This window comes from Streptomyces sp. ITFR-21, assembly GCF_031844685.1.
GTDB lineage: Bacteria > Actinomycetota > Actinomycetes > Streptomycetales > Streptomycetaceae > Actinacidiphila.
In genome coordinates, this window is the sequence record NZ_CP134605.1 from 74501 (window position 1) to 100124 (window position 25624).

Annotated in this window: 28 protein-coding genes and 1 pseudogene; 14 read left to right on the plus strand and 15 right to left on the minus strand. The window is 75.5% G+C overall.

The genetic code is table 11. The features are described 5' to 3' along the window. Window positions 1–82 precede the first annotated feature (82 nt). Both RLT57_RS00285 and RLT57_RS00290 read right to left on the minus strand, forming a co-directional pair. Window positions 83–1234, minus strand: a complete 1152-nt coding sequence (locus RLT57_RS00285; protein ID WP_311295309.1) for an STM4014 family protein — start codon at window positions 1232–1234, stop codon at window positions 83–85. A 173-nt stretch (window positions 1235–1407) separates the two neighbouring features. Beyond that, the gene (locus RLT57_RS00290) at window positions 1408–2367 is read right to left on the minus strand and encodes an STM4015 family protein (RefSeq protein WP_311295310.1); all 960 of its coding nucleotides are present in this window, start codon (window positions 2365–2367) and stop codon (window positions 1408–1410) included. A 298-nt stretch (window positions 2368–2665) separates the two neighbouring features. Here RLT57_RS00290 and RLT57_RS00295 point away from each other — a divergent pair, with 298 nt between their 5' ends. Together RLT57_RS00295 and RLT57_RS00300 are read left to right on the plus strand one after the other, a co-directional pair. Next, a complete protein-coding gene (locus RLT57_RS00295) occupies window positions 2666–2980 on the plus strand; it encodes a hypothetical protein (RefSeq protein ID WP_311295311.1) in 315 nt (104 codons plus the stop codon). Between the two features lie 145 nt (window positions 2981–3125). Next, complete coding sequence (locus tag RLT57_RS00300; RefSeq protein ID WP_311295312.1) at window positions 3126–4169, plus strand: DUF6745 domain-containing protein; 1044 nt, start codon at window positions 3126–3128, stop codon at window positions 4167–4169. 77 nt (window positions 4170–4246) lie between these two features. Here RLT57_RS00300 and RLT57_RS00305 read toward each other — a convergent pair whose 3' ends face one another. Next, entirely contained in the window at window positions 4247–5335 is a 1089-nt protein-coding gene (locus RLT57_RS00305) for a YihY/virulence factor BrkB family protein (RefSeq protein WP_311295313.1), read from the minus strand. A 683-nt stretch (window positions 5336–6018) separates the two neighbouring features. After that, window positions 6019–7524: a metallophosphoesterase family protein gene (locus tag RLT57_RS00310; protein ID WP_311295314.1), complete on the minus strand. Its 1506-nt coding sequence runs from the start codon at window positions 7522–7524 to the stop codon at window positions 6019–6021. Between the two features lie 368 nt (window positions 7525–7892). Here RLT57_RS00310 and RLT57_RS00315 point away from each other — a divergent pair, with 368 nt between their 5' ends. After that, the gene (locus RLT57_RS00315) at window positions 7893–8699 is read left to right on the plus strand and encodes an EI24 domain-containing protein (protein WP_311295315.1); all 807 of its coding nucleotides are present in this window, start codon (window positions 7893–7895) and stop codon (window positions 8697–8699) included. Between the two features lie 436 nt (window positions 8700–9135). Here the strand turns inward: RLT57_RS00315 and RLT57_RS00320 are convergent, their stop codons facing one another. The 3 genes from RLT57_RS00320 to RLT57_RS00330 form a co-directional block, all read right to left on the minus strand. Beyond that, entirely contained in the window at window positions 9136–9984 is an 849-nt protein-coding gene (locus RLT57_RS00320; protein ID WP_311295316.1) for a VOC family protein, read from the minus strand. Between the two features lie 141 nt (window positions 9985–10125). After that, window positions 10126–10893 carry a beta-glucanase gene (locus tag RLT57_RS00325; RefSeq protein WP_311295317.1) on the minus strand — a complete coding sequence of 256 codons (768 nt, stop codon included), beginning with the start codon at window positions 10891–10893 and terminating at the stop codon, window positions 10126–10128. A 157-nt stretch (window positions 10894–11050) separates the two neighbouring features. Further along, window positions 11051–11629: a hypothetical protein gene (locus RLT57_RS00330; protein WP_311295318.1), complete on the minus strand. Its 579-nt coding sequence runs from the start codon at window positions 11627–11629 to the stop codon at window positions 11051–11053. A gap of 641 nt (window positions 11630–12270) precedes the next feature. Here RLT57_RS00330 and RLT57_RS00335 point away from each other — a divergent pair. Together RLT57_RS00335 and RLT57_RS00340 are read left to right on the plus strand one after the other, a co-directional pair. Further along, window positions 12271–12627: a DUF6204 family protein gene (locus RLT57_RS00335; RefSeq protein ID WP_311295319.1), complete on the plus strand. Its 357-nt coding sequence runs from the start codon at window positions 12271–12273 to the stop codon at window positions 12625–12627. 106 nt (window positions 12628–12733) lie between these two features. Next, a complete protein-coding gene (locus RLT57_RS00340; protein WP_311295320.1) occupies window positions 12734–13798 on the plus strand; it encodes an NAD(+)/NADH kinase in 1065 nt (354 codons plus the stop codon). A 148-nt stretch (window positions 13799–13946) separates the two neighbouring features. On the opposite strand, the gene RLT57_RS00345 is transcribed toward RLT57_RS00340, so the two are convergent. The 6 genes and pseudogenes from RLT57_RS00345 to RLT57_RS00365 form a co-directional block, all read right to left on the minus strand. Next, on the minus strand, window positions 13947–14768 hold the full coding sequence (locus tag RLT57_RS00345) for a hypothetical protein (RefSeq protein ID WP_311295321.1): 822 nt from the start codon (window positions 14766–14768) through the stop codon (window positions 13947–13949). After that, window positions 14768–16030 (minus strand): VWA domain-containing protein, encoded by a 1263-nt coding sequence (locus RLT57_RS00350; RefSeq protein WP_311295322.1) that lies wholly within the window; start codon window positions 16028–16030, stop codon window positions 14768–14770. The genes RLT57_RS00345 and RLT57_RS00350 overlap by 1 nt, the downstream gene beginning before the upstream one ends. A gap of 154 nt (window positions 16031–16184) precedes the next feature. Next, window positions 16185–16538: a DUF5110 domain-containing protein gene (locus RLT57_RS00355; RefSeq protein ID WP_311295323.1), complete on the minus strand. Its 354-nt coding sequence runs from the start codon at window positions 16536–16538 to the stop codon at window positions 16185–16187. Between the two features lie 15 nt (window positions 16539–16553). Continuing rightward, window positions 16554–16850 carry a hypothetical protein gene (locus RLT57_RS33205; RefSeq protein WP_399129731.1) on the minus strand — a complete coding sequence of 99 codons (297 nt, stop codon included), beginning with the start codon at window positions 16848–16850 and terminating at the stop codon, window positions 16554–16556. Window positions 16851–16886: 36 nt separating this feature from the next. Next, window positions 16887–17594 (minus strand): annotated as a pseudogene (locus RLT57_RS00360) (TIM-barrel domain-containing protein); the annotation flags it as partial. Window positions 17595–17618: 24 nt separating this feature from the next. After that, window positions 17619–17996: a hypothetical protein gene (locus RLT57_RS00365; protein WP_311295324.1), complete on the minus strand. Its 378-nt coding sequence runs from the start codon at window positions 17994–17996 to the stop codon at window positions 17619–17621. A gap of 391 nt (window positions 17997–18387) precedes the next feature. On the opposite strand from RLT57_RS00365, the gene RLT57_RS00370 reads away from it, so the two are divergent. The 6 genes from RLT57_RS00370 (at window position 18388) to RLT57_RS00395 (ending at window position 22536) form a co-directional block, all read left to right on the plus strand. After that, the gene (locus tag RLT57_RS00370; RefSeq protein WP_311295325.1) at window positions 18388–19146 is read left to right on the plus strand and encodes a DUF4232 domain-containing protein; all 759 of its coding nucleotides are present in this window, start codon (window positions 18388–18390) and stop codon (window positions 19144–19146) included. 84 nt (window positions 19147–19230) lie between these two features. Beyond that, entirely contained in the window at window positions 19231–19848 is a 618-nt protein-coding gene (locus RLT57_RS00375) for a class F sortase (protein ID WP_399129733.1), read from the plus strand. A gap of 95 nt (window positions 19849–19943) precedes the next feature. Then, on the plus strand, window positions 19944–20432 hold the full coding sequence (locus tag RLT57_RS00380; protein WP_311300514.1) for an RNA polymerase sigma factor: 489 nt from the start codon (window positions 19944–19946) through the stop codon (window positions 20430–20432). After that, window positions 20416–21384, plus strand: coding sequence for a DUF4232 domain-containing protein (locus RLT57_RS00385; protein ID WP_311295327.1), 969 nt, complete (start codon window positions 20416–20418; stop codon window positions 21382–21384). Before RLT57_RS00380 ends, RLT57_RS00385 begins: the two co-directional genes overlap by 17 nt. A gap of 220 nt (window positions 21385–21604) precedes the next feature. Continuing rightward, the gene (locus RLT57_RS00390) at window positions 21605–22084 is read left to right on the plus strand and encodes a hypothetical protein (RefSeq protein WP_311295328.1); all 480 of its coding nucleotides are present in this window, start codon (window positions 21605–21607) and stop codon (window positions 22082–22084) included. 20 nt (window positions 22085–22104) lie between these two features. Beyond that, window positions 22105–22536 (plus strand): hypothetical protein, encoded by a 432-nt coding sequence (locus tag RLT57_RS00395; protein ID WP_311295329.1) that lies wholly within the window; start codon window positions 22105–22107, stop codon window positions 22534–22536. Here RLT57_RS00395 and RLT57_RS00400 read toward each other — a convergent pair. Continuing rightward, complete coding sequence (locus RLT57_RS00400) at window positions 22524–23459, minus strand: SDR family oxidoreductase (RefSeq protein ID WP_311295330.1); 936 nt, start codon at window positions 23457–23459, stop codon at window positions 22524–22526. The two genes, RLT57_RS00395 and RLT57_RS00400, sit on opposite strands and share 13 nt — an antisense overlap. Window positions 23460–23587: 128 nt before the next feature. Here RLT57_RS00400 and RLT57_RS00405 point away from each other — a divergent pair, with 128 nt between their 5' ends. The 3 genes from RLT57_RS00405 (at window position 23588) to RLT57_RS00415 (ending at window position 25080) form a co-directional block, all read left to right on the plus strand. Continuing rightward, window positions 23588–24157: a TetR/AcrR family transcriptional regulator gene (locus RLT57_RS00405; protein WP_311295331.1), complete on the plus strand. Its 570-nt coding sequence runs from the start codon at window positions 23588–23590 to the stop codon at window positions 24155–24157. A 108-nt stretch (window positions 24158–24265) separates the two neighbouring features. Continuing rightward, on the plus strand, window positions 24266–24898 hold the full coding sequence (locus RLT57_RS00410) for a helix-turn-helix domain-containing protein (protein ID WP_311295332.1): 633 nt from the start codon (window positions 24266–24268) through the stop codon (window positions 24896–24898). Continuing rightward, on the plus strand, window positions 24895–25080 hold the full coding sequence (locus tag RLT57_RS00415) for a DUF6126 family protein (RefSeq protein WP_311295333.1): 186 nt from the start codon (window positions 24895–24897) through the stop codon (window positions 25078–25080). The genes RLT57_RS00410 and RLT57_RS00415 overlap by 4 nt, the downstream gene beginning before the upstream one ends. 96 nt (window positions 25081–25176) lie before the next feature. On the opposite strand, the gene RLT57_RS00420 is transcribed toward RLT57_RS00415, so the two are convergent. Continuing rightward, window positions 25177–25581 carry a rodlin gene (locus RLT57_RS00420; RefSeq protein ID WP_311295334.1) on the minus strand — a complete coding sequence of 135 codons (405 nt, stop codon included), beginning with the start codon at window positions 25579–25581 and terminating at the stop codon, window positions 25177–25179. Window positions 25582–25624: the final 43 nt, after the last annotated feature.

Sequence of the window (25624 nt, forward strand, 5' to 3'; positions counted from 1 at the left end):
GAACGGGCCGCCCGGGGCGGTCGTCCCCGGGGTCGCCGGATCGGTGCGGGCGGCATGGCACGCGGGGTCGGCGCGGGCGGCGTCAGACGGCGGCACGGCCGGTCCTCGCGGGACGGCGCCCGAACGGGCCGTGCGGCCTGCGGCGGCGCAGCGCGGCGAGCTGGGTCCGGTAGGTGTCCAGACCCTCGGCGCCGCTGCCCGGCAGGCCGGTCAGCCGCGGCAGCAGGTCACCGAAGGCGTTGACCTCGCCGACCGCGAAGCGCTGCCAGCCGATCGCGGGCAGCAGGTCGACGCCGACGCAGAGGGTGCCGGGGAAGCAGGCGGCGGCCCGCTCGCACATCCGCAGGGCGTCGGCCCAGCGTCCTCCCGCGGCTTCGACGGCGGCGGCCAGGTCGCCGCGGGCTCCGCCGAGGTGCAGGTTGGTCAGCGGTGAGCGGCTGGTGCGGACCACGGCGTGGGTGGCTCGGCCGGCGATGACGACGACCCGCAGGTCGGCGGTGCGCCCTTCCAGGGACGCCTTGGGCAGCCAGCGCTCGATGTGCAGTCCGTCGGGCGCCAGGGCGTCGACGAGGGCGGCGATCTCCGGTTCGCCGGTGTAGCGGCGCACCCGCAGCGAGTTGTGGAGCCGGCCGCCGGCCGACTCCACGGAGGTGGTGGCCTGCACCCGGCCGCGGCCGGAGGTCTCGAGGGCGAGCACGCCGGAGGCGGACGAGCCGTGGGCGGGCTTGACGAAGGCGCGCGGCATGCGGTGCTCGCGCATCAGAGCCCGCACGTCGGCCCAGCCCCGCACGCGGACGGCGGCGCCCGAGGTGGGGGAATCGGGTACGGGTACTCCGGCCGCGGCCAGCGTCCGGTGGCAGTGCCGTTTGTCGAAGAGCACGGCCAGTTCGTCGGGGTCGTCCAGTCGCACGCCGCCGCGCAGGCTGCGCACGGCGGCGGTGAAGCGGGCGTACCACAGGGCGCCGCCCTCGACCCGGGTCGGGTCGTCGGTGCCGCGCAGCAGCCGGTCGACCTCCGGGTTCTCGCCGGGTGAGTCGAGCCGCACGGTCTCGTCGTCGGCGAAGTCGGCGCCGCCGTCGCGCAGCACGGTGAGCCAGGGGACGACGCGGGGCGCGGGCAGTCCGGCCTCGGCCGCGGCGTCGGTGAAGAAGCGCACCCGGCGGTTCTCGGGGTTGCCGACGACGGCCAGCGCGGGGCTCGGGCGGTCGTCGGCGTGCGGTGTCGGGCGTGGCATGTCTTCCCCTGCTCATGGGTGCCGGACGGTCGGCGGGTGGTTGCCGGCCCGGTACCGGCCGCACGCCGGCCGGCCCGGCGGCGGGTCGGCGGGCGGTGCGGGGTGCGGCCGGTGCGGGGCCGGCGGTGGGCGGTGTACCGGCCGCCCGACGGCAGCGGGCGGCCGGCGGCGGGCTACTCGCCGACGGCGACGAACCGCCAGACCGAGCCGTCCTCGTTCTCCTCCTCGTCGGCGTCGTCCGCGTCGACGTCCAGCTCCACCCCGGCCGGCTCCAGGGCTTCCCGCAGGCGGTCCTTGAGGGCCTTGCTGAGGTAGTTGTGGTGCAGGTCGAGCGTCTTGAGGTGGGTCAGGGGCTGGCCGCCGAGCAGTGCGGTGGCCCCGTCGTCGGTCAGCACCCCCATGGACAGGTCGAGGTTTTCCAGCCGGGCGACGACGGGGGCCGCGGCGAAGGCGGCGGCTATCGCGTCCTGCAGTTCGCTGTTGCGCAGGGCCAGCGACCGCAGCGCGGGCAGCCGGGTGCCGGCGAGGAACGGCGCCAGGTCGGCCAGGTCGCCGTCGCCGCCGTACTCGGAGGTGCCCAGCCACAGGTCGAGGTGCTCCAGGGCGGGGAAGTCGCTCGCGGCGATGCCGCGGACGGCCGCGGCGGGCAGGCCGCCGGTCTCGACGGTCAACGAGCGCAGCCTGCCGTGCCGGACGGCCGGGAACCGCAGGCCGTTGCCGCCGCGCACGCCGAAGGTCTCCAGCAGCGGAAATCCGTCCAGCAGCGGCGTCACGTCGTCCTGGACGATCCAGGAGATCTCGCACTCCTCCACGACGATGTCGCCGACGAACAGCGCGCGCAGGGCGGGCAGCCGGTCGCGCGCGGCGAGCAGCGCGGCCACGACCTCCTGCGGGCCGTCCTCGTACGGGTCGCTCCAGGAGCCGACGATCAGCGAGCGGACCAGGGTGGTGTCGACGGTCTCGGTGAAGCGGGCGAACGCCTGCTCCCACTTCACCTCGCTGTCGTACGACTCGACCGCGATCCGCCAGGCGACGGCACCGGGTTCCGGCAGTCCGGGCTGTCCGGCCTCGAACCGTACGAAGTCGACGGCGGGCAGGCCGCCCAGCTTCCGCAGATGATGTCCGATGGTCATGTCCGCCTGCTCCTGACGATTCGTAGTGCCGTACGGGTCCACCGTGGCGGGGACCGGCGGGCGGCCGGGGCCGGCGCCTGAGCAAGTTCTACCAAGCGCCACCGACAGCGCCGTCCGCGGGCCGTCCGGGAGCCGGGGCGCGCGGTCCGCGAGTTGTCGTCGGATCCGCTACCGGAACCGCCGCCGGAGCCGTTGCCGGGCCCCGCCGCCGGACCCCGTTGTCAGACCTCCTTGTCAGACCCCGCCCCTACGGTCGTTGTCGACGGCGGCGCGCCGGGCGCCGCGGGAAGGGAGAGCCGTGTACCGGCAGGGGGACGTGCTGATCGTGCCGACCGGGGAGCCGGCGCCGCCACGCGCGGCGGGTGAACCGCGCGACGCGAGGGGGCGGCTGGTGCTCGCGCTCGGCGAGGTGACCGGGCACGCGCACGCGGTGGTCGGGCCGGGTCTGCTGCTGCGCGAGGCGGGGCCCGCGGGTCCGATGCTGCTCCATCTGCCCGACGGCGGCCGGGTGGTGCACGAGGAACACGCGGCGATATCGCTGCCCAGGGGCTGGTACCGGGTGGTGCGCCAGCGCGAGTACGTGCCGGGTTCGGTCCGTCTGGTGGCCGACTGACGGCCGCGCGCCGGCGGCGGCGCGGGCAGGGTGCGGCAGCGGTGCGCCGGAGCGGACCGGCGGACCGGACGGCAGGGGTGACGATCGGGCGGGCCGGACCCGCCTCGCGGGAGGGAACACCGTGGAAGAGAACGGGAGCGGGACCATGGACGGGGACACGGCCGGCCGGCCGGGCGACGAGGACGGGGTGGAGCGCTGGCGGCGGATCGCCGCGGCCACGGGTCCCGCGGACCGCGCGGCGGCCGAGGCCGGGGTGCGGCTGGCCTACCGGCGGGCCGGGCTGCCGGAGCCGGAGAGCGTCCGGTGGGCGGCCTCGCCGCGGGAGGCGGTGCGGCTGCTGGCCGCGGAGCCGGCCGCGGGCCGGGGGCGCAGTGCGCGGGACGCCGTACGCAGCGGGCCGTGGGCGGCCGAACGGGCGCGGCTGCACGCGCTGCTGGGCCCGGCCGGGTGGACCGAGCGGTGGCACGGGACCGGGGCCCGGCTGTGGGAGGGCGCGCAGGCGCTGGCCGGCCGGATAGGCACCGGGGTGGCCGAGGAGTACGCCGGGAACCGCGAAGAGCAGGCGGCGGCACGGCTGTTGCTGCTGGACGCGGTGCTGGGGCAGCAGGACGCCGCATGGCTGTGCGCCTTCGACACCTCGGCGGGCGGCCGGCTCGACGGTCTGGCCGAGGTGGCGCGGACGGCCGGCTGGTGGTGGCCGTACGAGCGGACGGTTGTGGTCTGCGAGCGGCCGATGGAGCTGCACCGGGACGAGGCCGGCCGGCTCGACCGGTCCGACGGCCCGGCGCTGGCCTTCCCTGACGGGTTCGCGCTGTACGCCTGGCGGGGCATGCCGGTACCGGCCGGGTTCCTGCGGGAGCTGGCGGCGCTGACGCCGGAGCGGATCCGCGCCGAGCAGAACGCCGAGCTGCGCCGGGTGATGCTGGAGCACTACGGCTACGACCGCTATCTCGACGAGTCCGGCGCGGTGCCGGTGCACAAGGACGAGACCGGCGTGCTGTGGCGGATCGCCCTGGCGGGCGACGAGGACATGGTGATGGTCGAGGTGGTCAACTCCACGCCGGAGCCGGACGGTACGAGCCGCACCTACTGGCTCCGGGTGCCGCCGCGGACGCGCACCGCCAAGGAGGGGGTGGCCTGGACGTTCGGCCTGCCGGCCGAGGCGTACGAGCCGGTGCGCCAGACCTGACGGTGCGCCGGGGCGCACTCCGCGCCGGAGGGGGCGTTGCCGCCCATCGCGGTGGCGCCGGACGCGGCCGGCCGGGATCAGTCGGGGGCGGCGGTCGGGGGCGGGGTGGAGGACGGCGGCGGGCCGGACGCCGGAGGCGCGGGCTCGGTGGCCGCGTTCGCGGTGCCGTCCCGGGTGCGCAGGGGCGGCGGATCGAAGGAGACCGCGATCTGCTCGAAGCCCTTGAACGTCTCGGTGGTGGCGTAGGAGGTGTAGGCGCGCAGGTCTGCCTGGTTGAGCACCACCTTGTCGGTGAAGAGGGTCGGCAGGCTGCGCGGCCACAGCCGGCGGACCCGGACCGAGGTGGTCTCCGCGGCGAGCACGAAGATCAGGGCGCCGAGGTAGATCCAGGTGATCAGGCCGAGGACGATACCGAACAGCCCGTAGGTGGCGGTGGCGCCGCGCAGCTGGTGCCGTACGTAGTAGGTGCCGGCCCACTGCAGGGCCTGCCAGAGCACGGCCGCGCCCGCGGCGGCGCCGGCCAGGTGGCGCAGGGCCACGCCGCTGTGGGTGAAGAAGCGGTAGGCGAACAGCAGCAGGCCGGCGTTGACCGCGACGGCGGTGAGGCTGGCCGCGGCCCGGACGGCGACGCCGAGGTGGGCACCGAGGAAGTGCTCGTCGGAGGCCAGGACGGTCAGGCAGGTGGTGGCGAGCAGTCCGGCGCCGAAGCCGCCCAGCACCAGCAGGCTGCGCAGCCGGGCCCGCAGCGGGTCGGGCCGGGCGTGCCGGGGTACCGCCCAGATCTTGGACAGGGCGTTCTGGGCGGCCTGGGCGACGCCCAGGGCCCCGTAGAGGCCGCCGGCGGCGCCCGCGGCCACGGCGAACGGGTTGCCGTGGAAGGAGGTGATGTTCTCGCCGATCTGGTCGCCGATCACCGGGAACTGCTGCAGCGCCGAGTCGACCACCTGCTGTTGCAGGTGCGGGTCGTTGTGCAGGACGAAGCCGAGGACCGACACCAGCAGCAGGAGCAGCGGGAAGAGCGACAGGAATCCGTAGTAGGCGATGAGCGCGGCGAGGTAGCCGCCCTGGTCCTCCACGAACTTGTAGACGACCGCGAGCGGCACGCCCGCCCACGCGTGGCGCTGCTGGAAGGCGTCGAACCGCTTGACCGCGCCCACGGCCACCACCCCCGTCCCCGTAGGACCGCCTCGCACGTCGTCCGAGCGCCGGCCTCTCGGCAGTGTTCTTCCCCGGGGCCGGCCGCTCAGCCTTCCGGTGCCTGGTAGGAACGCGGCGGGGCCCGGGTGAGCGGTGCGGTGGACCAGCGGGCGGTGAAGGTGCGGCCGGGCGGCGGGCAGGTGCGGAGCAGGTGGTGCGGGGTCTTTCCGGGAACGCCCCCTCGGCGGTGAGTGTCGGCGCCGCCCCGGGCGCGGTGGCGGGCGGCGGGAGGTCGAGCCGCTCCAGCCACTGCCGCAGCGCGGACCTTCCGGCGGTCGGGCAGCGGCTCGGGGCGGAACGCCGGCGGCAGGTGTTCCCCCACCGGGCTCGGCAGGTCCCGGTCCGGGCGATCGCGTCGGCTGTCCAGGAGCGGCCGGTCGGGCGCCGCAGCGCGAACGCCGGCGGGGGGCCCGCCGTTGAGGGCCGCCCCGGCCGGTACCGGCACCGGTCGTCGTCCGCCTCCGCTCACGCTTTGGGCCCCCGGAGCAACGACGCCAGGGGCTGCCCCGGCGTCCCCGGCGGGCGCGCGACGACGGCTACGGCGCGGCGCCGGGCGCGTCCGCGTCCGATCCGGTGTGAGGGCGGCCCTCCGCTCCGCGGTCCGCCGTGTCCGACGCCGCGCGCCGATCCGCCGGGGACGGCGGGACGGCCCTCAGGCGGCGTCCGGTGGAAGGGTGATGGTGAAGTCGTCCTCGACCGGCGGGTCGATCTCCTGCTCGCGCAGGCCGGTGGCGGCGTAGGCCCGTATGCGGACGGTGCCGGGGCTGACGTCCAGCCGCAGGAAGCTCTTGAAGAACGGCGGGGTGAAGGTGGCGGAGCCGGGCGAGAGCACCTTGGTGTAGGTCTTGCGCACCGGCAGCCGCAGCCGGGCCCTGTGGTGCGGCCGGCGCGCGACGCCGAGCGCGGTGGCCACGAACCGGGTCCGCAGCGTGACGGGCGCGTCGGTGTGCCGTACCGGTGTGATGCCGAGCCGGTCCCCGATCACCGCGGCCGCCTGCTCGGGGGTGAGCTCGAACAGCCGGCGCATCCGCAGCCTGCGGCCGTAGAGCCGGCTGTAGAAGGCCAGCGAGTCGCCGCGCATCGGGTAGCAGCGGAACTCGTCCTCGGTGACGCCGCCGACCGCGACCCGCGGGATGACGTGGGTGGCGTGCATGAAGGCGCCGCCGCCCCCGGAGACGACGTACTCGATGCGGCGGTCGTCGACGTCGACCGGGTAGTGCTGGTAGTTGTGGATGTCGCCGCCTATGGCGGCGACGAAGGTGTTACCGGGGTCGCGGACCACCTCGTCCACGGTGCCGCCGCCCTCTATCGCGCACGGGTGGTGCTCGCCGTCCACGTAGATCGGTGAGCCGGTGACCAGGATCTTGGGCCGGGGGCCCCGGGAGACCCGGCGCAGCCACTCGCCCTGCTGCCGGTCGATGTCGCCGAGCAGTCCGGTGTCTATGCCGATGATCCGCAGCGGCCCGGTGTCCAGCGCCCAGTACGGGCCCGGCTGTTCGGCGGCCTGTGCGGGGGCGGAACGCATCAGGCGGGCCCGGTCGAGGGCCGCGTCGTCGGGGGTGTCGGGGCTCTTCCACAGCAGCGAGCGCCACCAGCCGCGCGAGAACACCGCCGGGCGGGGGGACGCGCGCAGTTGCGGGGCGCGGCAGAAGACCCGCATGAAGCCGGTGAGGCCGTCGTACCAGTCGTGGTTGCCGGGTACGGCGTAGATCGGGGCCCGGTAGTCCCGGTACGGGCGGTAGAACTTCGGGCCGTACTCGTTCGCGCTGCCCACGGGGTAGAGGACGTCGCTGGAGAGCACCGCGAACCGGGTGTCGGCGCCCACCGCCAACAGCCCCGGCACCACGGCGTACTGGGGGTCGTCGCCCTCGCCGGTGTCCGCGATGAGCAGGAAGGAGTACGTGTCCGGGTCGTCGCGCCGGATCAGCAGGTCCGGGTCGGCCCCGCCGTCCAGCCGGGCCTGCACCCACCGCTGCCGGTCGGTGCCGGTGGGGTCGCCGAACAGCGAGGCCAGCGTGCCGTTGCGGGCTTTCCACAAGGTCGCGGGGTTGAGCCAGGAAACCCGGGGGACGTCCGTGGGCATCAGTTCCCGGTAGGCGCCGGGTCGCGTGCCGCGCCAACCGGCGCCGGCCGCGGAATCACGTGAGGAGTCGGGCATCGGCGCACTGTAACAAGCGGGCCGGGGCCGGCTCAGCGGAACGCCGACGGTGCCGCTCCCGGGCCCGTGCGGTCGGTGGGCGGGCCGCCTGAGGCGGGCCGCGGCGTGGTTTCGGGTGCCGGCGCCGGCGGTGGGGGCGCCCGGCGTCCGCGGCTCCGGGGACAGTCGGCCGGTCACGGGACGCCGCGAGCCGGCAGGGCCGGCGCGTCAGCGGGGGCGGTGCCCGGCGGGAACTCGCACCGGCGGCCGGCAGGATACGGGGTATCCGGGGGGTTTCGGCGGGTTTCCCGCCGTGCGCCCGTCCTCCAGGGGCGAGTTACCCGGCTGCGGATGCGGCATCCGCGGACGCGGGCCCTTACGATCCGGCCATGCGTGATGTCACCAGGGGCCTGCGGCTGCTGTTCGAGGGGCAGCGGTGGGCGATACGGCACGGGCGGGACTGGCGGTTCGGGATGATCCCGGCGCTGATCACCTTCGTCGGCTACGCCGCCGCGCTCGTCGCGCTGGCGCTGTGGGCCGACGACCTGGCGGACTGGGCGACGCCCTTCGCCGACCACTGGGGGTCGCCGTGGGCGGCGGTCTTCCGCGGCCTGCTGACGGCGGTGCTGTTCGGCGGCGGGCTGCTGCTGGCGCTGGTCTCCTTCACCGCGGTGACGCTCCTGGTCGGGCAGCCGTTCTACGAGACCGTCGCCGAGCGGGTCGACCGGGCCGAGGGCGGCGCGCCGCAGACGCCGCGGCGGTCGCTGTGGCGGGAGCTGTGGGTCTCGGCGCGCGACGGCCTGCGGGTGCTGGTGTGGGTGGCGCTCTTCGCAGTGGCGCTCTTCGCCGCCGGTTTCGTTCCGGTGGCGGGGCAGACCGTGGTGCCGGTGATCGGCTTCTGCGTCTCGGCCTTCTTCCTCACCCTGGAGCTGGCCGGGGTGGCGATGCAGCGCCGGGAGATACCGCTGCGGGCCCAGATGCGGCTGCTGCGGGGACGGTTGTGGCTGGTGCTGGGCTTCGGGGTGCCGCTGGTGCTGGCGTTCCTGGTACCGCTGGTCGCGGTGCCGCTGATGCCGGGCGCGGTGGCGGGCGCGACGCTGCTGGCCCGGGAGCTGGCGCCGACGCCGGTGGCGGAGCGGCCGGCCTGGAGCCGCAAGCCGGAGGACCCGCAGAGCCCGCAGGAGGCGCGGGCGTAGCCGGGACCGCCACGCCGGCTCCCCGGGCACGGCACGGCGGCTGCGGCCCGGTGCGGAGAGCGCGGGCCTCGGCCGGCCCGCCCGGCGCCACGCCTCAGGCCGACCCGGCCCGCCGGTGCCTGCGCGTCCGCTGCGTCCGCCGCGTCGGCGGCTTCCGGAGGCGTCCCGCGGACCCGCGCCGACGCCTACGCGCCCCGGCGCGCGGTGACCGTGGTCAGCAGCCACACGGCGCCGAAGGCCGGCGCCGTCGGCCCGCGGAACCGGCCGCCGGACGTATGGACCGCCAGGGCCATCAGCGCCGCTGACAGCGCGGTGAGCGCGCGGGCGCCGGGCCCGGCCGCGGGCGGGGACAGGCAGCGGAACGGGCCGTTGCGGGCGGGCGGGGCGGGCCCGGTCAGTCGCGGGTGCGGCGCGGTCAGTCGCGGGTGCGGCGCGGTCAGTCGCGGGGTCGGACCCTGGCCACCACCGTGAACCGCCCGCCGTCGGGGTCGCGCAGTTCGGCGTACTCGCCGGCGCCGGTCGTACCGCTGTCGAGCAGGGTGCCGCCGAGAGCGCGGGCGGCACCGACGCAGGAGGGCACGTCCGCGACGGCGAACTGCACCTCCCAGTGCGGCCGGATCCGCGGGTCGGGGGCGGCCTCGACCGCGCCGGAGCTGAGGCGGGCGACGATCTCGCCGCGACTGCGCACGACGACCTCGTCGTTCTCGTACGCGACCAGGGCGCCGCCGGGCCTGCCGTCGGCCCACTCCAGGACGCCACCGTAGAAGATGGCCGCCTCGAAGGCGTCGCGGGTGCGCAGCCGCAGCACGACGGGGCCCTCGTCGTGCCAGGTCTCCCAGCCGTTGGGCAGCCGCCCGTCCCAGACGCCGAACACCGCGTTGTCGCGGTCGGCGGCCACCGCCGCCCGGCCGGAGGCGAAGGCGACCGGGCCGAGCGCGACGGTGGCGCTGCGCTCCCTGATGCGGCCGGCGGCCTGGTCGACCTGGTCGACGGCGAAGTACGGTGTCCAGCCCACCGCGATCTGCATGTCCGCGGCGACCGCGCCGATCCCGGCGACCGGTTTGCCGTCACTCAGCGCGACGGCGAAGTGGTCGCCGAGCGTGGTGGAGCGGAACTCCCAGCCGAGGACGCTGCCGTAGAACTTCTCGGCCGCCTGCAGGTCGCGGGCGGTGAGGCTGACCCAGCACGGCGCGCCCCGGCCCGCGTTCCAGGTCGCGCCGTGCGGCGTGTCCTCGGGCTCGGCCGGGGCGCCCTGGGCGCCGGTCACCGGTTGCTGGTCGGTCATCACGGGTACCGTCTCGTTTCGGTGTACGGCCGCGGGTTCTGGCCGGTGCGCCCTTCGCGTGCCCGGGACACGTGCGGTCATGCACGCGGGGCGAAGTTGATCCGCGTACTCCGCTGTGTGCCAGCGGGCGTACGCACAACGTTACCGCGCGGTCCGCGGCGCCGGCCCGGTGGGGCCGGGGTCCGCCGGGGCTTGCGGGGGCTCAGGCGCGTCGGGGCGGGTGTCGGGGCGGCGGACGGTCAGGCCGGTGCACTGCCAGCTCAGCTCGTCCACGCCTCGCTCGGGCGGCAGGTGGCCGTAGGCGCCCGCCGAGACGCTGATGCCGACCACCAGCCAGGCGCGCCAGCGCGGGCCCACGCCCAGTCCGTCGGCGAAGACCCGGGTGCCGTCCACGGACCACTGCACGCTGTCCTGGCCGAGGACGACCCGCAGCAGGAAGGGCCGGCCGGGGGTGATCGCGTCCTGGGCGTAGTGGCCGGCGCCGCGGACGTGGTTGGTGAGTTCGAGCAGTCCGGGGTTGTCGGGGTGGTACTCGAACAGGTCGACCTCGCCGTGCCCCGGCTGCGGGCGGCCCTCCGCGCGGTCGCGGCCCCAGGTCCACAGCGCGGGCCAGGCGCCGCGGGCGGCGTGGACCAGGCAGGTGGCGCTCACCTCGTCGCCCGGCAGCAGTTCGAAGCCGCCGGGCGCGTACTCGGTGGACACCAGGTCGACGTGCCACAGCCCGCCCCCGGCGCGGCGGGCCCGGAAGACGCCCGCCGCGCCGGGGGCGTAGAGCGGGCCGATCTGGTCGAGCTTGTTGTCGCCGGGGTTCCGGCCGCTCGGCGGATAGGCGGAGGTGCGGCCCACCGCCCAGGCGTCGGGGTCGTCGAACGGGGCGTCGAACACCACGGCGGGCGGCTGGTCGGTCATGTGCGCTCTCCCCGTCGCGGTCCTCGCCGTCGAGGGCCTGGACCCCAGTCAACGCCGGGACGGGCGCCCGGAACAGCGGCGTGCGGGGGTACGGGTAGGGCGCGGACCTGGGCTTTCACGCCGGTGGGCGGCCCGGGATGGGAAAGCGGCGTGCCGGTCAGCCGGCGGGAGTGGCCGGGGTGACGGTGGGGTTGTCGAACTGGTCGGTCCGGTAGCCGTCGGTGCCCAGCTCGATCACGCCGGTGCGGTACGCGGTGTCGGTGGCGTGCCCGTCGACGGCGCCGTCGACGGCCGCGGTGAGGGGCCCGCGGCGGCGGTGAGTGCGAGGTGGTGCCGAATGCCGGGCGCTCCCCACGCCAGGCCGTAACCCGACGGCGGGGTTGCGGGCCCTGGCCTGCTCCATCAGCCACCACTCGTAGCAGGTGCCGCAGTCGGCGACGCCGGCCGTGCGCTCGTGGCTGGACTCCGAACCGTCGGTGGAGTCGGTGTCGCCGCCGATCTCCACCTTGAGGATCTGCAGGTCGGCGCCGTAGCCGGGGGTGCAGAGGCAGTCGAAAATCTGCCGCTGCTGGGCGGCCGGACAGTCGGTGCGCAGGCGGGTGTTGCCGCCGCCCCCGCTGGTCGCGCCGACCGTGTCGAAGGTCCGGCCCCCGGCGGCGCCGTCGACGGCGATGGCCGTTCCGGCCGCGGCGCGGGCGGGTGCCCCGCCGGAGGCGGGGCACAGGGCGGCGATCACCGCGGGTGACCGCCACCGCGGCGGCGTACCGGAGGAATCGGGGCGGTGCGGCGATCGCCATCGGAACGTTCTTCCCCCACAGCCGGGACGCGTCCCCCGGGAAGGGCACACGACCGCACGCGCGGTACGGCGCACAGTGCACCGCGCGGCCACCGGAACCGTCAAGCCGTCCGCCCGCCGAGCCGTCCGGGCCCCTGGGGGGCCTCGGGACAGGGCCCGCCCCGGCTACCGGATATGGGTGGTGTCGGCCCGTAGGCGGGTAAACCGCCGGTAGCGAAGTCAGTCACTCGTTCCCACGGATCCGCCATGCCGCACTTCTTACCGGTCCTCGCACTCGTCATCGCCGCCTGGGCGGTCCTGTCCCTTCCCCTGGGCGTCCTCGTCGGACGCCGGCTGCGTCGGGCGCAGTCCGCCGCGCTGCCGGCCGGCTGTGCCCGCCGCGCCGAAGGGCCCGGACTCCCGGCGGCGGGCGGCGCCGAGGACACCGCAAGCGCGGAGTGCACCGCGCGCCCGTGCCGGGCGGTGGAGTCCGGGACCTGCCCGGTGCCCGGGGCGTCGTCCGGGCGGGGCCGACGGCGCTGAGCCGGCCGCCGCCGGAAATCCGGTTGGGCCCGGCGGGGCGCCGCATTTACGATCACGCGATGGGTTCCCGTGTCTTCCGGATCACCGTCCGCGGCTCCTTCGCCGGCCTCACCGCCGAGCAGCGCGCCGAGCTGCTGGCCGACGCGCCCCGGCACGACGTGCTGTTCGCCGCCTTCACCCCGGAGGGGCACCTGAGCTACGACCTGGCCGCCCGGCCCTTCTTCACCTTCCGCTTCCAGGACTCCGGTGACGACGAGGCGGACGTCCTGCCCGCCTCGCAGCAGGCCGAGGCCGCCGCGAAGGCGTGGCTGGACAGCCGGGGCTACGGCCACACCCCGCTGACCGCGCACGCCGAGGACCTCTCCCTGGCGCCGCCGGGCAAGCGGCAGCGGCGGGCGGCCCGCGGGTCCGGCTGACCGGCGGCGGCACACCAGACCGCGCGCCGCGCCGCGCGGGCGGGCGGCCCGGGGCGCCGGTAGCCTGCCAGGGCAGGCCACCGCCTCCGCTCAGGGAGACCAGGACATGCCGATCGGCCGGTTGGGGCTCGTCGTCCACGAGGGACGTCCCGCTGCGGTGGAGGGGGCCAGGACGGTACGGGCCTGGTCCGCCCGGCACGGCATCGGCTGTGTGCCGATCGACGTGTGGGGGGAGCGCAGGGGCCGGCTCAGCGTGGAGGAGGAGATCGCGGCGGCGGGCCGTCCCGATCTGATCGTCACCCTGGGGGGCGACGGTACGTTCCTGCGGGGCGCCCGGATCGCGGCGGAAAAGGACATCCAGGTGCTCGGGGTGGACCTCGGGCGGGTCGGCTTCCTCACCGAGATCGACGTCGCCGACGTGGAGCGGGCGCTGGACGCGGTGCAGGCGGGCGAGTCCGCCTGCGAGGAGCGGATGACGCTGACCATGCGGGCGTCCCGGCCGCTGGAGATGCCCAGCGGCATGGACACGCTGCTGCGGTACGGGCGCGGGCCGCTGCTGCCGGCGCCGGAGGTCCGGCCGCAGACCGCCGACGGTGACGGCTGGGGGGTGGCGCTGGACGTCACGGCGCTCAACGACATCGTGCTGGAGAAGCTGGCCAGGGACCGGCAGGTCAGCCTGGGGGTGTACATCTCCGGCCGGCTGCTGGCCTCGTACTCCGCGGACGGGGTGATCGTCGCCACGCCGACCGGTTCGACCGCGTACAGCTTCGCGGCCGGCGGTCCGGTGCTGTCGCCGCGGATGCGGGCGGTGGTGTTCACCCCGGTCGCCCCGCACATGACCTTCGACCGCACGGTGGTGACCGGCGCCGACGAGCCGGTGGCGCTGCGGGTGCTGCCGCACTCCGGGCAGGCGGCGGTCAGTGTGGACGGGCAGCTGCGCGGGGTGCTCGATCCCGGCGACTGGATCGCGGTGTTCGCCGCGCCGCGCCCGCTGCGGCTGGTACGGCTGCGGCCGGCCGACTTCTACGGGCGGCTGCGGGACCGGCTGCGGCTCACCGACGCCCCGGCCACGGCGGCCGACGGCGAGTCGGCGCCGTTCTTCCGTCCAACCAGCCCGGTTCCGGCCGATCTCGCGCACCTGCGCATCGCCCCTGCGGTCGGCCGGGACTGACGCCGCGCCGCCCCCGACGGCCGGGAGACGGGCGGCGCGGCCGGCAGCGGCCCGGCCGGGGTATCGGCCTTCGCGGCGCTGGGGCCTGTCCGACACCTCGTGTCGGACAGGCCCCAGCCGGTGGCGGACAACCCGCGGGCCGGGCCGGTCAGCCGGCGTAGTGTCCCTGTTGGCGCGGCGGTTCCGGCTGCCGGTAGGGGCCGCGCAGGCGGACCGGGCCGCGGGCCAGCCGGTGCGCGCCGACGGCCACGAGCACGGCCAGCAGCCCGCCGCCCCCGGTCCACAGCCAGCGCGGCGACCACCAGGTGCCCGACCAGCCGTCGGCGGGACGGACCTCGGGCGCGTTCTCGGAGACCACGGGAGCCACCGAGCCGTCCACCGCCTTGCCGCCCGCCGTACCGGACGAGGTGGCCCGCACCGCCGCCTGGACCGGCAGGCCCAGGTCGGTCTGCGGCAGGTCCAGGACGGTCAGCCGTACGTAGTAGGCGCCGCGCAGCGGGTCGTTGGCCCAGGGTTCGGCCCAGGACCGCACGGTCCGCAGCTTGCAGGCCAGCTCGACCGTCGTGGCGTCGGTGGCGGCGGTCCTGGTCTGCGAGCTGTTGCGGCACGGCTGGCGGCGGCGCAGCCCGTCGTAGACGTCCAGCTGCCAGGTGGACGCGCCCTGCCGTGCCGCGGTCGAGGGGAAGGTCACGGTGGCGGTGACCTTGACGTTCTGCCCGGTGTCCGCGGGGAACACCCAGTACAGGTAGTCGCCCGTCGAGGCGTCGGCGGTGGCCCGCACCCCCTGCTGGACGACCGTGGCGGTCAGGAAGTTGGTGCCCGCCGTGGTGGGCGGCGTGTCACCGGGGGCGGCGGTGCCGCTCGGGGTGGGGCTGTCGGACGGGGTGTCGGCGAGCGCGGGCCCGGCCAGCGCGGCCAGGGCCGTGCCGGCGAGCAGCGCGGCGGCGCCGAGGAGTTTGGCGGCACGCATCAGTCGGTCCTCCCGGTGTTGAGGCGCCAGCGGGCGATCCAGCCGGTCAGCAGTCCGGCCACCGCGCCGACCGCGGCGAGCAGGCCGATCAGCCACCAGCCGCGGCCGAGGCCGTAGAAGGCCACGTCGGAGGGCTGGTCGGGGCTGCGGGTGAGGTCGAGGGCGAGCTCGATCGGCAGCCCGGGGGTGGTCTTGACGCCGGGCGGCGCCGAGAAGGAGTTGCCGATCTGGAGGCAGACGGTCTCCGGCGCAATGGCGGCGTCCGCGTGCGGCTTGGGGTAGCGGATGCCGGCCGACACCGCGTCGGTGCGCCCGGTGCCGCCCTCGTCGTCGCGGACGAGCTCGCGTCCGCTCAGGGTGACGGCGCGCAGCAGCACGCCGTAGCCGGTGTTGACCGTGCGGTCGTCGAAGACGCTGACCGCGGCGCGCAGTTCCTGTCCGGACCTGACCTGGACCCGGTACCAGCGGTTCTGTGAGAAGGTCTCCCGGTCGGTGTAGACGCCCTCCTTGAGCAGCGGCGCGTCCGTGCAGCTCGCGCCGCCCTGGGTGGGCACCGGGGGGGCCGCGGTGGCGGTGCTGCGGTCGACGAGCTGTTTCACCTTACTGGTCAGCTGCTGGCGGTGCCGCACGGTGGTGTACGTGCCGCCGGTCGCCTCGGCGATGCAGCTGAGCTGGTTGCGGGTGGAGGAGTCGGGTATCAGGCCGAGGGTGTCGATGACGAGGTGGATGCCCTGGGCGGCGATGTCCCGGGCGACGTCGCACGGGTCGATGTCGCAGGTGTCCTCGCCGTCGGTGATCAGGACGAGCCGACGGGAGCCGTCACCGCCCCGGATGTCCTTGGCGGCGGCCGTCAGGGCGGGGCCGATGGGGGTCCAGCCGGTGGGTTGCAGGGTGGCGACGGCGGTCTTGGCCTCGGTCCGGTCGAGCGGGCCGACCGGGTAGAGCTGCCGGGTGTCCTTGCAGCCGGTCTTCCGGTTGTTGCCCGGGTAGTCGGCACCGAGGGTGCGGATGCCGAGCTGCACGCCCTCGGGGACGGAGTCCAGTACGTCGTCGAACGCCTGCTTGGCGGCCGACATCCGCGACTGGCCGTCGATGTCTCGGGCCTTCATGGAGCCGCTCACGTCGAGCACCAGCTCGACCTTGGGGGCGGGCGGCGGAGTGGTGGGCTCGTCCGCGACCGCGCTCGCGGGAAGCAGACCGCAGGCCAGGACGGCGAGCAGGCCGCAGCCCAGTCCCGCGGTCAGTACCTTTCTGGTGATCATCGCAGGATCGTATTGAAGCCTTGCCGAATCCCGAAGTCCGCTGGTCAGCGCGGGTGTTGGCACACCGCCCCGGCCGCGCGCGGCAGCCGGGACGGTGGTCAGATGAGACGACGAGACGCGATTCGCTACGACATGTGCCCCGCCGCCGGGCAGGCTACCTCGCGAGGACGACCGTGTGCGCCGCGGCGGCGCTCAGCGCACCGGTGCGCACGGTCAGTTGGCGGGCGGTGGCGTCGTAGCCCCAGTCGGTGCCGGCGGTCAGCCTGCGGCCGTCGACGGCGACCGAGCCGGGGGCCGTGGCGAGGTTGCGCAGCCGGACGGTCCAGCTGCGGCCGGTGACCTGGCCGGGGTAGCCGCCCTGGGCGGCGCCGATCCGCACGGTGGTGGCCGCGTTGTCGTAGCCGACGGCAGTGCGGGTGGACTGGCCGGTGGTGAAGGCGTTGGTGTCGCCGGCGTCCTCGTAGAGCGAGAAGGAGCCGTCGGCGCCGGCCCCGATGTCGACCGTCACCTGGTCCAGCGGGCGCTAAGCGGCGTTGTCGACCTGGTCGGTGCGGGTGGCCGGGATGCCGCCGCTGCGGATCAGCACCGGCATGGTGGACAGGTCGTCGGTGATCTGCACGGTCGCCGGGCCGGTGTAGCCGGCGTTGGTGAAGTAGTCGGTCCAGGTGCCCGGCGGGATCCAGACGCTGCTGGTCGCCGAGGTGCCGGCGGTGGTCACCGGGCGGACCAGCACGTCGTCGCCGTAAAGGTCCTCGCCGGCGTCGGCGTAGGCGGCGTCGGACTCGGGATAGTCGAGGTAGAGCGGGCGTACGACGGGCACGCCGGTGTCGTACGCCTGCCGGGCCAGGGAGTAGGTGTACGGGACGAGGGCCTCGCGCAGCTGGAGGAACTCGGTGGCGGAGGCGTTGGCCGGGGCGCCGTAGTTCCACGGCAGCCGGTCCCCGTGGTCGGAGTGCAGGCGGTCCACGGGCTGGAAGGTGCCGAGCTGGACCCAGCGGGCGTACAGGTCGTCGGCGAGGTGGCCGCCGTGGAAGCTGCCGATGTCGTCGCTGACGTTCGACATGCCGATGGCGGCCTCGGCGGCGGTGAACTGCGCCTCGTAGGCGAGCAAGTCCCAGGTGGCGGGGGTGTCACCGGTGAACTGCAGGGTGTTGCGGTGCTCGGCCCAGGGGCCGGCCGGGTAGGTGCCGCCGTAGTTCTGATAGGAGGCGCCCATCCGGGAGAAGGCGAAGCCGCGCACCCCGCGGGCGTCGTCGTGCTGCTTGTAGAGCTGGTTGATCCAGGCGTCCGGGGTCATGTTGGGCGCGCTGACCTGGCTGGCGTCGCAGCACCAGTCCAGCCACCGTTCGCGTACGCCCTGCTCCTCGAAGGAGGTGTGCAGGTCGAAGTAGGCCTCGGCCTGCTGGGGGTTGCTCCAGTCGAAGACGTAGTCGCCGTTGGACTGGGCGAGCCCGCCCGCGGCGGCGTTGGCGGCGGCGAGCTTGGGGTCGTTGCCGCCGATGGCGGCGTGGATGTTGAGAGCGACCTTCAGGCCCTGGGTCCTGGTCCCGTTCATGAAGCCGGCCGGGTCGGGGAAGAGGCCAGTGTTTTAGTTCCAGCCGTCCCAGGTGCTGGGCGACGTGTAGTCGGTGTCGATGACGAGGGCGCCCAGCGGCACGTGGTTGGAGCGGAAGGCGGGCAGCAGGGTGTCGCGGTAGTCGGCGTCGGTGTGGGCGGAGGAGGCGCCGCCCGGCTCGGCGGCTGGTACCGCCCGGGTAGGCGGCGCCGGGGTTGAGCAGGGCGAGGCTGTCGATCGTCCGCGGCGGCCGGTCCGGCGGGCAGCAGCGGTGACAGGGTGGCCGCCAGCAGCACGGCGGCCAGCGCGCCGGTCCGGGCGGCGCGGGAGGTGCGGGGGCGGCGGCGCGGCGGAACCGGTTATCCTTCGGCGCGGGCGGCGTCGGCGCTGCGCCGCGGTGGCGGCGGCCACAGTCTGGGCAAGGACATGTCATACCTCCGGGTGTGCGGGTGCCGTGGGGGTGACGCCAGCCACCGAGTGTGACGCAAGCGGCGGCTGATGTCCGTAGCGCGGACCGGTTTTTTTATCAGACACACCGTCAACTGCTGTTTCCCCGTCGGCTTTTTGCGAAAGCCCAGTGGTCCCGGACGCCTTGGAGGGTCGGGCGCGGGCTGGGGCGCGCCGCAGGCGGCGGGGGCGGCGTGGCGAGCGGACTGGGTGGCGCGCACGGCGCGTCCGGCACTGACTTTGCATTTTCTTTACAACCCGGCCGGGGGCCGCGTCGTCTCTCCTGCTGATTCCCGGTCCCGCCGCCCGGCCCGTTTCGAGCCAGGCGGCCGCCGGACGGACGAGGGAGCAGGACATGCGCAAGCGTTCAGCCGCCGTCGGAGCGGCGGCCGCCGTTGTCGCCGCGTGCACCGCCGTGCCCGCGGCGGCCGCCACCCCGGCCCGCGCGTCGGGCACGCCGATGTGCGCGACCTCGCAGCTGTCCGTCGCCCAGCAGGGCGGCGACGCCGGTGCCGGCAACCTCTACTTCTACCTGGTCTTCACCAACCGCAGCGGCGCCACCTGCCATGTGACCGGCTACCCGGGGGTGTCCATGCTGGACGCCGACGGCAAGCCGATAGGAGCGCCCGCGACCCGCGACCATCCCGGCTACAGCCCGGTGGTGCTCGCACCCGGCGCGTCCGCCAGCGACACCATCCACACCGTCAACCAGCAGGGCACCTGCCTGCCCGCCTCCGCGCAGCTGCGCGTCTACCCGCCGGGGAACACCGCCTCCGTGCTGGTGCCGGCGCGGATCACCGAGTGCTATGACACCTTCTCGGTCACCCCGCTCGCCGCGGGCCGGGAGGGCAACCCGTCCAACGTGCAGTCCGCGCCGACCGGCACGCCGACCGCCGCGGGCGCGCCCGCTCCCACGCCCACCCTCGCGCCGGCCACGGGCGGGCGGCAGGTGACCGCGGTGCCCGAGGGCGCCCCCGACACCGGCCTGGCCGGGTCGGCCTCCGGCGGGCACGGCGCCGCAGCGGTGGCGGCCGGCGTGGCGGCGGGCGTACTGGCCGCGGGCGGGCTCGGGGCGGCGGCGGTCCGCCGCCGCAGGTCCCAGGTCCGGGGCTGACCGTTGAGCCGCTCGCTCACCGTGGCCCGCGCCGGCGGGCGGACCGCCGTCCGCCCGCGCCACCCGGCCGCCACCGCCGTCGGTCTGGCCGCGGCCGGCCTCGCGCTCCTCTGCGGCTGCACGGGTACGGCCGCCGCGCCCGCCCGGCCTGCCTCCGGTGGCGGCGCGCTCCCGGCCGCCGCCGCCTCCGTACCAAGGAACTCCCCGGCGACCGCGCCGGCGGCGGGCGCGGAGCCGATGGGCCGCTCGGTCCCGGTGCGGCTGCGCGTCCCGGCCATCGGGGTGGACACCGCCGTGATGCCGCTCGGCCTGGCGGCCGACGGCACCGTCCAGGTGCCGCCGATCGCCGCGCACTCCCCGGCCGGCTGGTATGACGGCTCCCCGACCCCGGGGCAGACCGGCCCCTCGGTGATCCTCGGGCATGTCACGGTCGGCAGCCACGGGGACGGGGTGTTCGTGCGGCTCGGCCGGCTGCGGCGCGGCGACCGGGTCACGGTGGTCCGCCGGGACGGTACGGTGGCGGCGTTCGCCGTGGACTCGGTGCAGACCGTGCCGAAACCGCGCTTCCCCAGCGCCGCGGTGTACGGGAACGTGGACCACGCGGCGCTGCGTCTCATCACCTGCGGCGGCACCCGGGTGACCGGGGGCGGCGGCTACCCCGACAACGTGATCGTCTACGCGTCGCTGGTCGCGGGTCCGTGAGCCGGGAGCAGACGGCCGTGCGGCGGGCGGGCGCGGCCGGCGGCGCGGGCCCGGCGGGCGGTGTCCCCCGGGCAAGGAGTGAGGAGACAGCGGTCATCCGTTCCCAGGAGAGCACGGCCTCCGAGCTGTTCGAGACGGTCTACCCTCGGCTGGCGGGCTGGTGCCGGCGCCTGGTGGACGACGACGGGACCGCGCACGAGATCGCCTCGGAGGCGTTCACCCGGCTGTGGGCCCGCTGGACGAAGGTCGAGGAACCCACCGGCTTCCTCTACGTCACCGCGGCCAACCTGGTCCGCGACCACTGGCGCAGGACGGACCGCGAACGGCGGGCCCTGCGCCGGGTCAGGACGGAGGAGGCGGTCAAGCCGCAGCCGGGCTCCGCCGACCCGTCGGTGCGGATGCTCGTCCAGTCGCTCCCCGAGCGGCTGCGCGACCCCGCTCTGCTGTACTACTACGCCGACCTGCCGGTACGGGAGGTCGCCGTACTGCTGGGCCGTAACGAGGGAACGGTCAAGGCCGATCTGCACGCCGCCCGCGAACTACTGCGCGCCAAGCTCGGGGGACACCATGACCGGATTTCCTGACGACCATGCCGACCACCGGGACGGCCCCGACCACCCCGACGGCCCCCGCCACGGCCCGGCCCCCCAAAACGGGCCCGGCTCCCCCGGCGTCGGTGCCGGGGCCGGCTTCCCCGGCACCGACGGGCCGGCGGACCCGCCGGAGCCGCTGCTGCGGCCGCCGGCCGCCTTCCTCGCGGCGCCCCCGGGCGCCTTCGAGCGGATCCGCCGCAGGGCCGCGCGCCGCCGCCGGGTCAGGGCCGCGGTCGGCGGTACCGCCGCGGTGGCGGTGGTCGCGGGCGCGCTCTACGTGGCCGGTTCGCTGCACGCGGGGGGTGGTGACGAGGTGGTGGGCCCGCCCGCCAGCAGCGTGCGCAGCAGTTCCCCCCCGCCCTCCACCGCCGCCCCGGCCGCGCCGCCCGCCTCCGGCCCCACCGGCGCGCCCACCGCCCGGCCCGCGGCGCCGGGCACGCCGCCTGGTCCCCGGGCGAGCGCGGCCGGCGGGCTCACCGGCACGGCCACGGCCACCCCGACCCCCCCACCTGCCGCGACCACACCGCCGGCCACGCCGACGTGCACGGCGGCGCAGCTCACCGCGGCCCTGGGCGGCGGCGACGCCGGCGCGGGGAACCTCTACCGGTACCTGGTACTCACCAACCGCAGTGCGACGAGCTGTCATCTGACGGGCTTCCCCGGCGTGTCCATGCTGGACGCGGACGGCCGGCAGATCGGTGCGCCCGCCACCCGTGAACACGACGGCTACGCGCCGGTGGTGCTGGCGCCGGGCGGCTCGGCGAGCGACACCGTCCACACCGTCAACCGGCAGGGCACCTGCCTGCCGGCCTCCACTTGGCTGCGCGTCTATCCGCCGGGCAGCAAGGCGTCGCTCGACGTTCCCGGGCAGGTCGTCAACTGCGGCAACCTGTTCGCGATCACCCCGCTGATCGGCGGCACCACCGGCAACCCCCCGTCGTGAGCGGCGGACCGGCCGGCCGCGGCCGTCAGGCGGACGGCGCCGGACCGCCGGTGACGAGGGCGACGAGCGCCTTCTTGTCGGGCTTGCCGCTGGGCGCCACCGGCACCTCGCCGAGCACGGTGACGGCGGCCGGGACGGCGGCCTCGCCGAGTTCGGCGCGTACCGCGGCGCGCAGCGCGTCCCGGTCGGGGACGCGGCCGGCCGCCGGGACGACGAAGGCGTGGGCGGCCTACCCGGTCCGAAGGACCGTTTCCCGGCGCAGACCGATTCCTGGGAATCCACCAGCGTCCCCGATCTGTATGTCGCCGGCACTATCACCCAGGTCCGTGACTTCGAGCGGTCCACCAGCGGATTCATCCACGGTTTCCGGTACGGGGTGCGGGCGCTGCACCGCATTCTGGAGCAGCGCTACCACGGCGAGCCCTGGCCGCGCCGGGAGCTGCCCGCGACCCCCGAGGCGGTCGCCGACAAGCTCGTCGGGCGGGTCAACCGCACCTCCGCGCTCTGGCAGCTCTTCGGCTTCCTCTCCGACGCGGTGGCGGTCGGCGGCGACACCGTCGACTACTTCGAGGAGGTGCCGGTCGACCGTCCGCACCGGGCGATCACCGAAGGCACGTTCGGCGCCGTCGACCGCTATCTGGCCGTCACCCTCGAATACGGCGCCGACCACGACAGGGTGAATCTGTTCGACGTCGGCTGACGCGGGCGTCGACAACGGCGGTGGCGACGGCGGCACTGGCCAGTACCCCGTACTGGCTGCCGAAGGCGGTGGTCACGCTGCGGGTGAAGGTCTTCGCCCGGGTCAACGGCCCCGAGGGGGTCGTGGTCCCGAACGACCAGGTGGACGCCGACCGGTGCGCCGAGCTCTACGGGCATCCGGCGGCGGACGGCCGCAGCCGTGGCGCCGGGCTGTCGGACCTGTTCTGGTACTGGCTGGCCCCGGCGCCGAGGTGCATCAGGAGCGACGCGGTGCGGCGCCGACCGGCGGGAACGCGGCGGACGTGCGGGCCGGACGCCGCGCCGCGGGCGGGACTTCTCCGGCACGCGGTCCTGCGGGCGCGGGCCGGGGCCGGCCGTGTCGCGGGCCGCCCCCGCGCCGTGGGCGGCACCGGCCGGGGCGTCAGGGGCGGCCGGGGCGGTCAGGCGAAGTAGTGGCCCTGTTCGAGGTCGGCGAGCAGCCCCGGCCGGGTCGGTTCCCAGCCGAGGAGGTCGCGGGTGGCCTGAGCCGAGGCGGGGCCGTCGAACCCCCAGAAGCCGCCGAGGAACCCGAGGTACTGCCCGGCCTGCTCGGCGGGGACACTGACGACGGGGACCTCCAGCCGGGCCGCGAAGACCTCGGCGATCTCGCGGACGGGCACGCCTTCGTCGCCGACCGCGTGCAGCACCGAGCCGGCCGGCGCGGATTCCAGCGCGAGGCGGAACAGACGGGCGGCGTCGTCGCGGTGGACCGCGGGCCAGCGGTTGGCGCCGTCGCCGACGTAGGCCGCGGCGCCCTTCTGCCGGGCGAAGCCGATCGCGGTCACGATGAACCCGTTGTCGCCCTCACCGTGCGTGGCCGGCGGCAGCCGTACGACCGAGGAGCGGATGCCGCGGTCGGCGAACGCGAGCGTGAGGTGGGCGTTGGCCACCCGCCCGTCGGCGCCGCTGACCGGGACCCCGCGGTCCCCGGCGGGCGCGGCCAGCCCGTCGCGCTCGGTGGCCACGACCCCGGGCGCGAGTCCGAGCACGCCGAGGATGCCGGAGGCGATCACGAACGGCTTGCCGCTGCCGGCCAGCGCCTCGCCGAAGGTCTCGATCGCCGCGCGGTCGGCGGCGGTGGCGCCGGCGAAATCACCCGCGAAGGCGATGTCGTGCTTGAACGCCAGGTGGACGACCCCGTCGGAGGCGAGGGCGGCGGCGCGCAGGGTCTCCAGGTCGTCGAGCGAGCCGGCGAGCACCTGGACCCCCTGGGCTCGGAGCGCCTTGGCCGCGGCCTCGGACCGGGCGAGCCCGGTGACCTCGTGGCCGGCGGCGATCAGCTCGGGGACGAGCCCGCGGCCGATCCAGCCCGACGCTCCGGTGACGAAAACACGCATGGGAACCTCCAGGACGGACATGGGCGCCTGCCGGGCGGAGGTGCGGCGGCCGGCCCTTGATGTCAGCCGCTATTCTTTGTACGGTCGTACCAGAAATGTCAAGCCGAGGACCACCACGGGAGGCAGCGATGGCGGGGCGGCCCGTCGACCATCAGCGGCGGGCGGAGTTGCTCGACGCGGTGGTCGACTACACGGTCGAGCACGGGTTCTCCGAGGTGTCGTGGCGGCCGGTCGCCACTGCCCTCGGGGTGTCGACCACGACCCTGGTGCACCGCTTCGGCACCAAGGAGCAGATGCTGGCGGCCATCCTCGGGCGCCTGCGGGAGCGCATCGTCGCGGCCACCGGCGAGACGCTCGGCGAGCAGCCCGGCCTGGCGGCGGCGGCGCGTGCCGCGTGGACCCGGACCTCCGATCCGCGGCGGTGGGCGGAGTTCCGGCTGTTCTTCGCGGTCTACGGACGCGCCCTCCAGGCGCCGGAGCAGTTCGCGGGATTCCTGGAGCGGGTGGTGGCGGACTGGATGGGGAACCTGCTCGAGGCCCAGGGACCGGACACCGACCGGGCGACGGCGACACGCGGGGCCACCCTGGTGGTCGCCACGATCCGCGGACTGCTGCTCGACCTGCTCGCCACCGGCGACCGGGACCGGGTCCAGGACGCGGCCGAGAACTTCCTCGCCATGCTCGAACACCGGGCGTGAGACTCGAACACCCGACGGGAGAAGGGCCTGACCTGCGGCGCGAGCGGGCTCTTTGCCTGTGAGGCATGTTCGTTGCCTCACAGGCACGCAACCTGTTTCCATGGGCGCATGGACGCGACGCACACCGCGGCACCGGCTCTCGGCGAGGACCTCGTACTGGCCCCCCGGCTGCGGGAGCGCCGACTGGCGGGCGGGCTCACCCTGGAGTCCGCGGCCCACCGGCTCGGGCTCTCGGCGGCCCACCTGTCCCGGCTGGAGTCCGGGCTGCGCCAGCCCTCGCTGCCCGTACTGCTGGGCCTCGCCCGGCTGTACGGGACCACCGTCTCCGACCTGCTCGGGGAGACGACGGCCGAGCCCGACCCCGTCGTACGCGGCGACCGGATGCCCGCGGTGCCGGCCGGCGGCTGGACCTACCGGCGGGCCGGCGGCACCGGCCGGGCGATGCAGGCCCTGCGGGTGCACGTGCCGGCACGGGCGCAGCAGGCGCTTGTCCGGGTGCACCCCGGCGAGGAGTGGCTCTACGTCACCGCGGGCGAGCTGGAGCTGACCCTCGGCGAGCGCGTCCACCGGCTGGCCGCCGGGGACTCGGCGCACTTCGACTCGCTGGTGCCGCACCGGCTGGCCGCCGCCGGGTCCGCCGGGACCGACCTGCTCTTCGTCCACACCTTGATGCAGAGCGAGACCTCGACCCTGTGCATCGGGCCGCGGGAGACCACCGACAGCAGAGGAGACCGGCCATGACCGCCACCACCGGGATCGAGCCCACCGCTGTGCCCGCCGCACCCGGCGTGGCCCGGACCAGCAACGGCAGCGAGAAGCGCAAGGAGCGCGGGGTCGTCCTGCGGGTGCTGGTCTACGTCGTCGCGGCCCATCTGCTGGCCTTCTACCTGTGGCTGATGTTCGCGGTGATCGGCAAGCGGTGACCGGCGGAGGCCGGCCGGGCGGTCCCGGCGGGCACCGGCGCGGACGGCCGGCCTTCCCCGCGGGGAGGGCCGGCCGTCCGCCGTCGCCGGCCGCGCTCAGCGGTTGGCGGCGCCGTTGCCGGACAGCACCGGGATGTCGTCCGCGATGTGCGACAGCGGCTCGTCACCCTTGGACTGGGTGGAGTTCTCCGCGCACTGCTGGTTCTGCGGCGAGGCGAGCACGTTGACGTCCTGCACGGTGATCGGGATCAGACCGATCAGCGAACCGACGTTGGCCTTGATCGGGGCACCGAGGCACAGCTTGTTCAGGGAGCCCTGCACCAGGCCGATCTGCGGGCTGAGGCTCCCGCCGGTGACGGTGTTGCCGTACGCCTGGGTGGCACCGTTGCCGTTGACGGTGGTGGTCCCCTGATCGTTGCCGATGGCGGAGGCGGTGCCGGCACCGCCGGCGATCACGGCCGCGGCCAGACCACAGGCGGCCAGAGCACTACGGGTACGCATATGTCTCCTATCAATGACGAAAGTGCGAAGCGGGAGCAAAATA

What these genes read in the sequence shown, in the direction of transcription:
- RLT57_RS00285 (WP_311295309.1), bottom strand. Translation starts at nt 1,234, where the DNA reads ATGCCACGCCCGACACCGCACGCCGACGACCGCCCGAGCCCCGCGCTG.
- RLT57_RS00315 (WP_311295315.1), top strand. Translation starts at nt 7,893, where the DNA reads ATGCGTGATGTCACCAGGGGCCTGCGGCTGCTGTTCGAGGGGCAGCGG.
- RLT57_RS00325 (WP_311295317.1), bottom strand. Translation starts at nt 10,893, where the DNA reads ATGACCGACCAGCCGCCCGCCGTGGTGTTCGACGCCCCGTTCGACGAC.
- RLT57_RS00400 (WP_311295330.1), bottom strand. Translation starts at nt 23,459, where the DNA reads ATGCGTGTTTTCGTCACCGGAGCGTCGGGCTGGATCGGCCGCGGGCTC.
- RLT57_RS00300 (WP_311295312.1), top strand. Translation starts at nt 3,126, where the DNA reads ATGGACGGGGACACGGCCGGCCGGCCGGGCGACGAGGACGGGGTGGAG.
- RLT57_RS00345 (WP_311295321.1), bottom strand. Translation starts at nt 14,768, where the DNA reads ATGCGTGCCGCCAAACTCCTCGGCGCCGCCGCGCTGCTCGCCGGCACG.
- RLT57_RS00290 (WP_311295310.1), bottom strand. Translation starts at nt 2,367, where the DNA reads ATGACCATCGGACATCATCTGCGGAAGCTGGGCGGCCTGCCCGCCGTC.
- RLT57_RS00385 (WP_311295327.1), top strand. Translation starts at nt 20,416, where the DNA reads ATGACCGGATTTCCTGACGACCATGCCGACCACCGGGACGGCCCCGAC.
- RLT57_RS00335 (WP_311295319.1), top strand. Translation starts at nt 12,271, where the DNA reads ATGGGTTCCCGTGTCTTCCGGATCACCGTCCGCGGCTCCTTCGCCGGC.
- RLT57_RS00420 (WP_311295334.1), bottom strand. Translation starts at nt 25,581, where the DNA reads ATGCGTACCCGTAGTGCTCTGGCCGCCTGTGGTCTGGCCGCGGCCGTG.
- RLT57_RS00415 (WP_311295333.1), top strand. Translation starts at nt 24,895, where the DNA reads ATGACCGCCACCACCGGGATCGAGCCCACCGCTGTGCCCGCCGCACCC.
- RLT57_RS00310 (WP_311295314.1), bottom strand. Translation starts at nt 7,524, where the DNA reads ATGCCCGACTCCTCACGTGATTCCGCGGCCGGCGCCGGTTGGCGCGGC.
- RLT57_RS00410 (WP_311295332.1), top strand. Translation starts at nt 24,266, where the DNA reads ATGGACGCGACGCACACCGCGGCACCGGCTCTCGGCGAGGACCTCGTA.
- RLT57_RS00350 (WP_311295322.1), bottom strand. Translation starts at nt 16,030, where the DNA reads ATGATCACCAGAAAGGTACTGACCGCGGGACTGGGCTGCGGCCTGCTC.
- RLT57_RS00405 (WP_311295331.1), top strand. Translation starts at nt 23,588, where the DNA reads ATGGCGGGGCGGCCCGTCGACCATCAGCGGCGGGCGGAGTTGCTCGAC.
- RLT57_RS00340 (WP_311295320.1), top strand. Translation starts at nt 12,734, where the DNA reads ATGCCGATCGGCCGGTTGGGGCTCGTCGTCCACGAGGGACGTCCCGCT.
- RLT57_RS00320 (WP_311295316.1), bottom strand. Translation starts at nt 9,984, where the DNA reads ATGACCGACCAGCAACCGGTGACCGGCGCCCAGGGCGCCCCGGCCGAG.
- RLT57_RS00370 (WP_311295325.1), top strand. Translation starts at nt 18,388, where the DNA reads ATGCGCAAGCGTTCAGCCGCCGTCGGAGCGGCGGCCGCCGTTGTCGCC.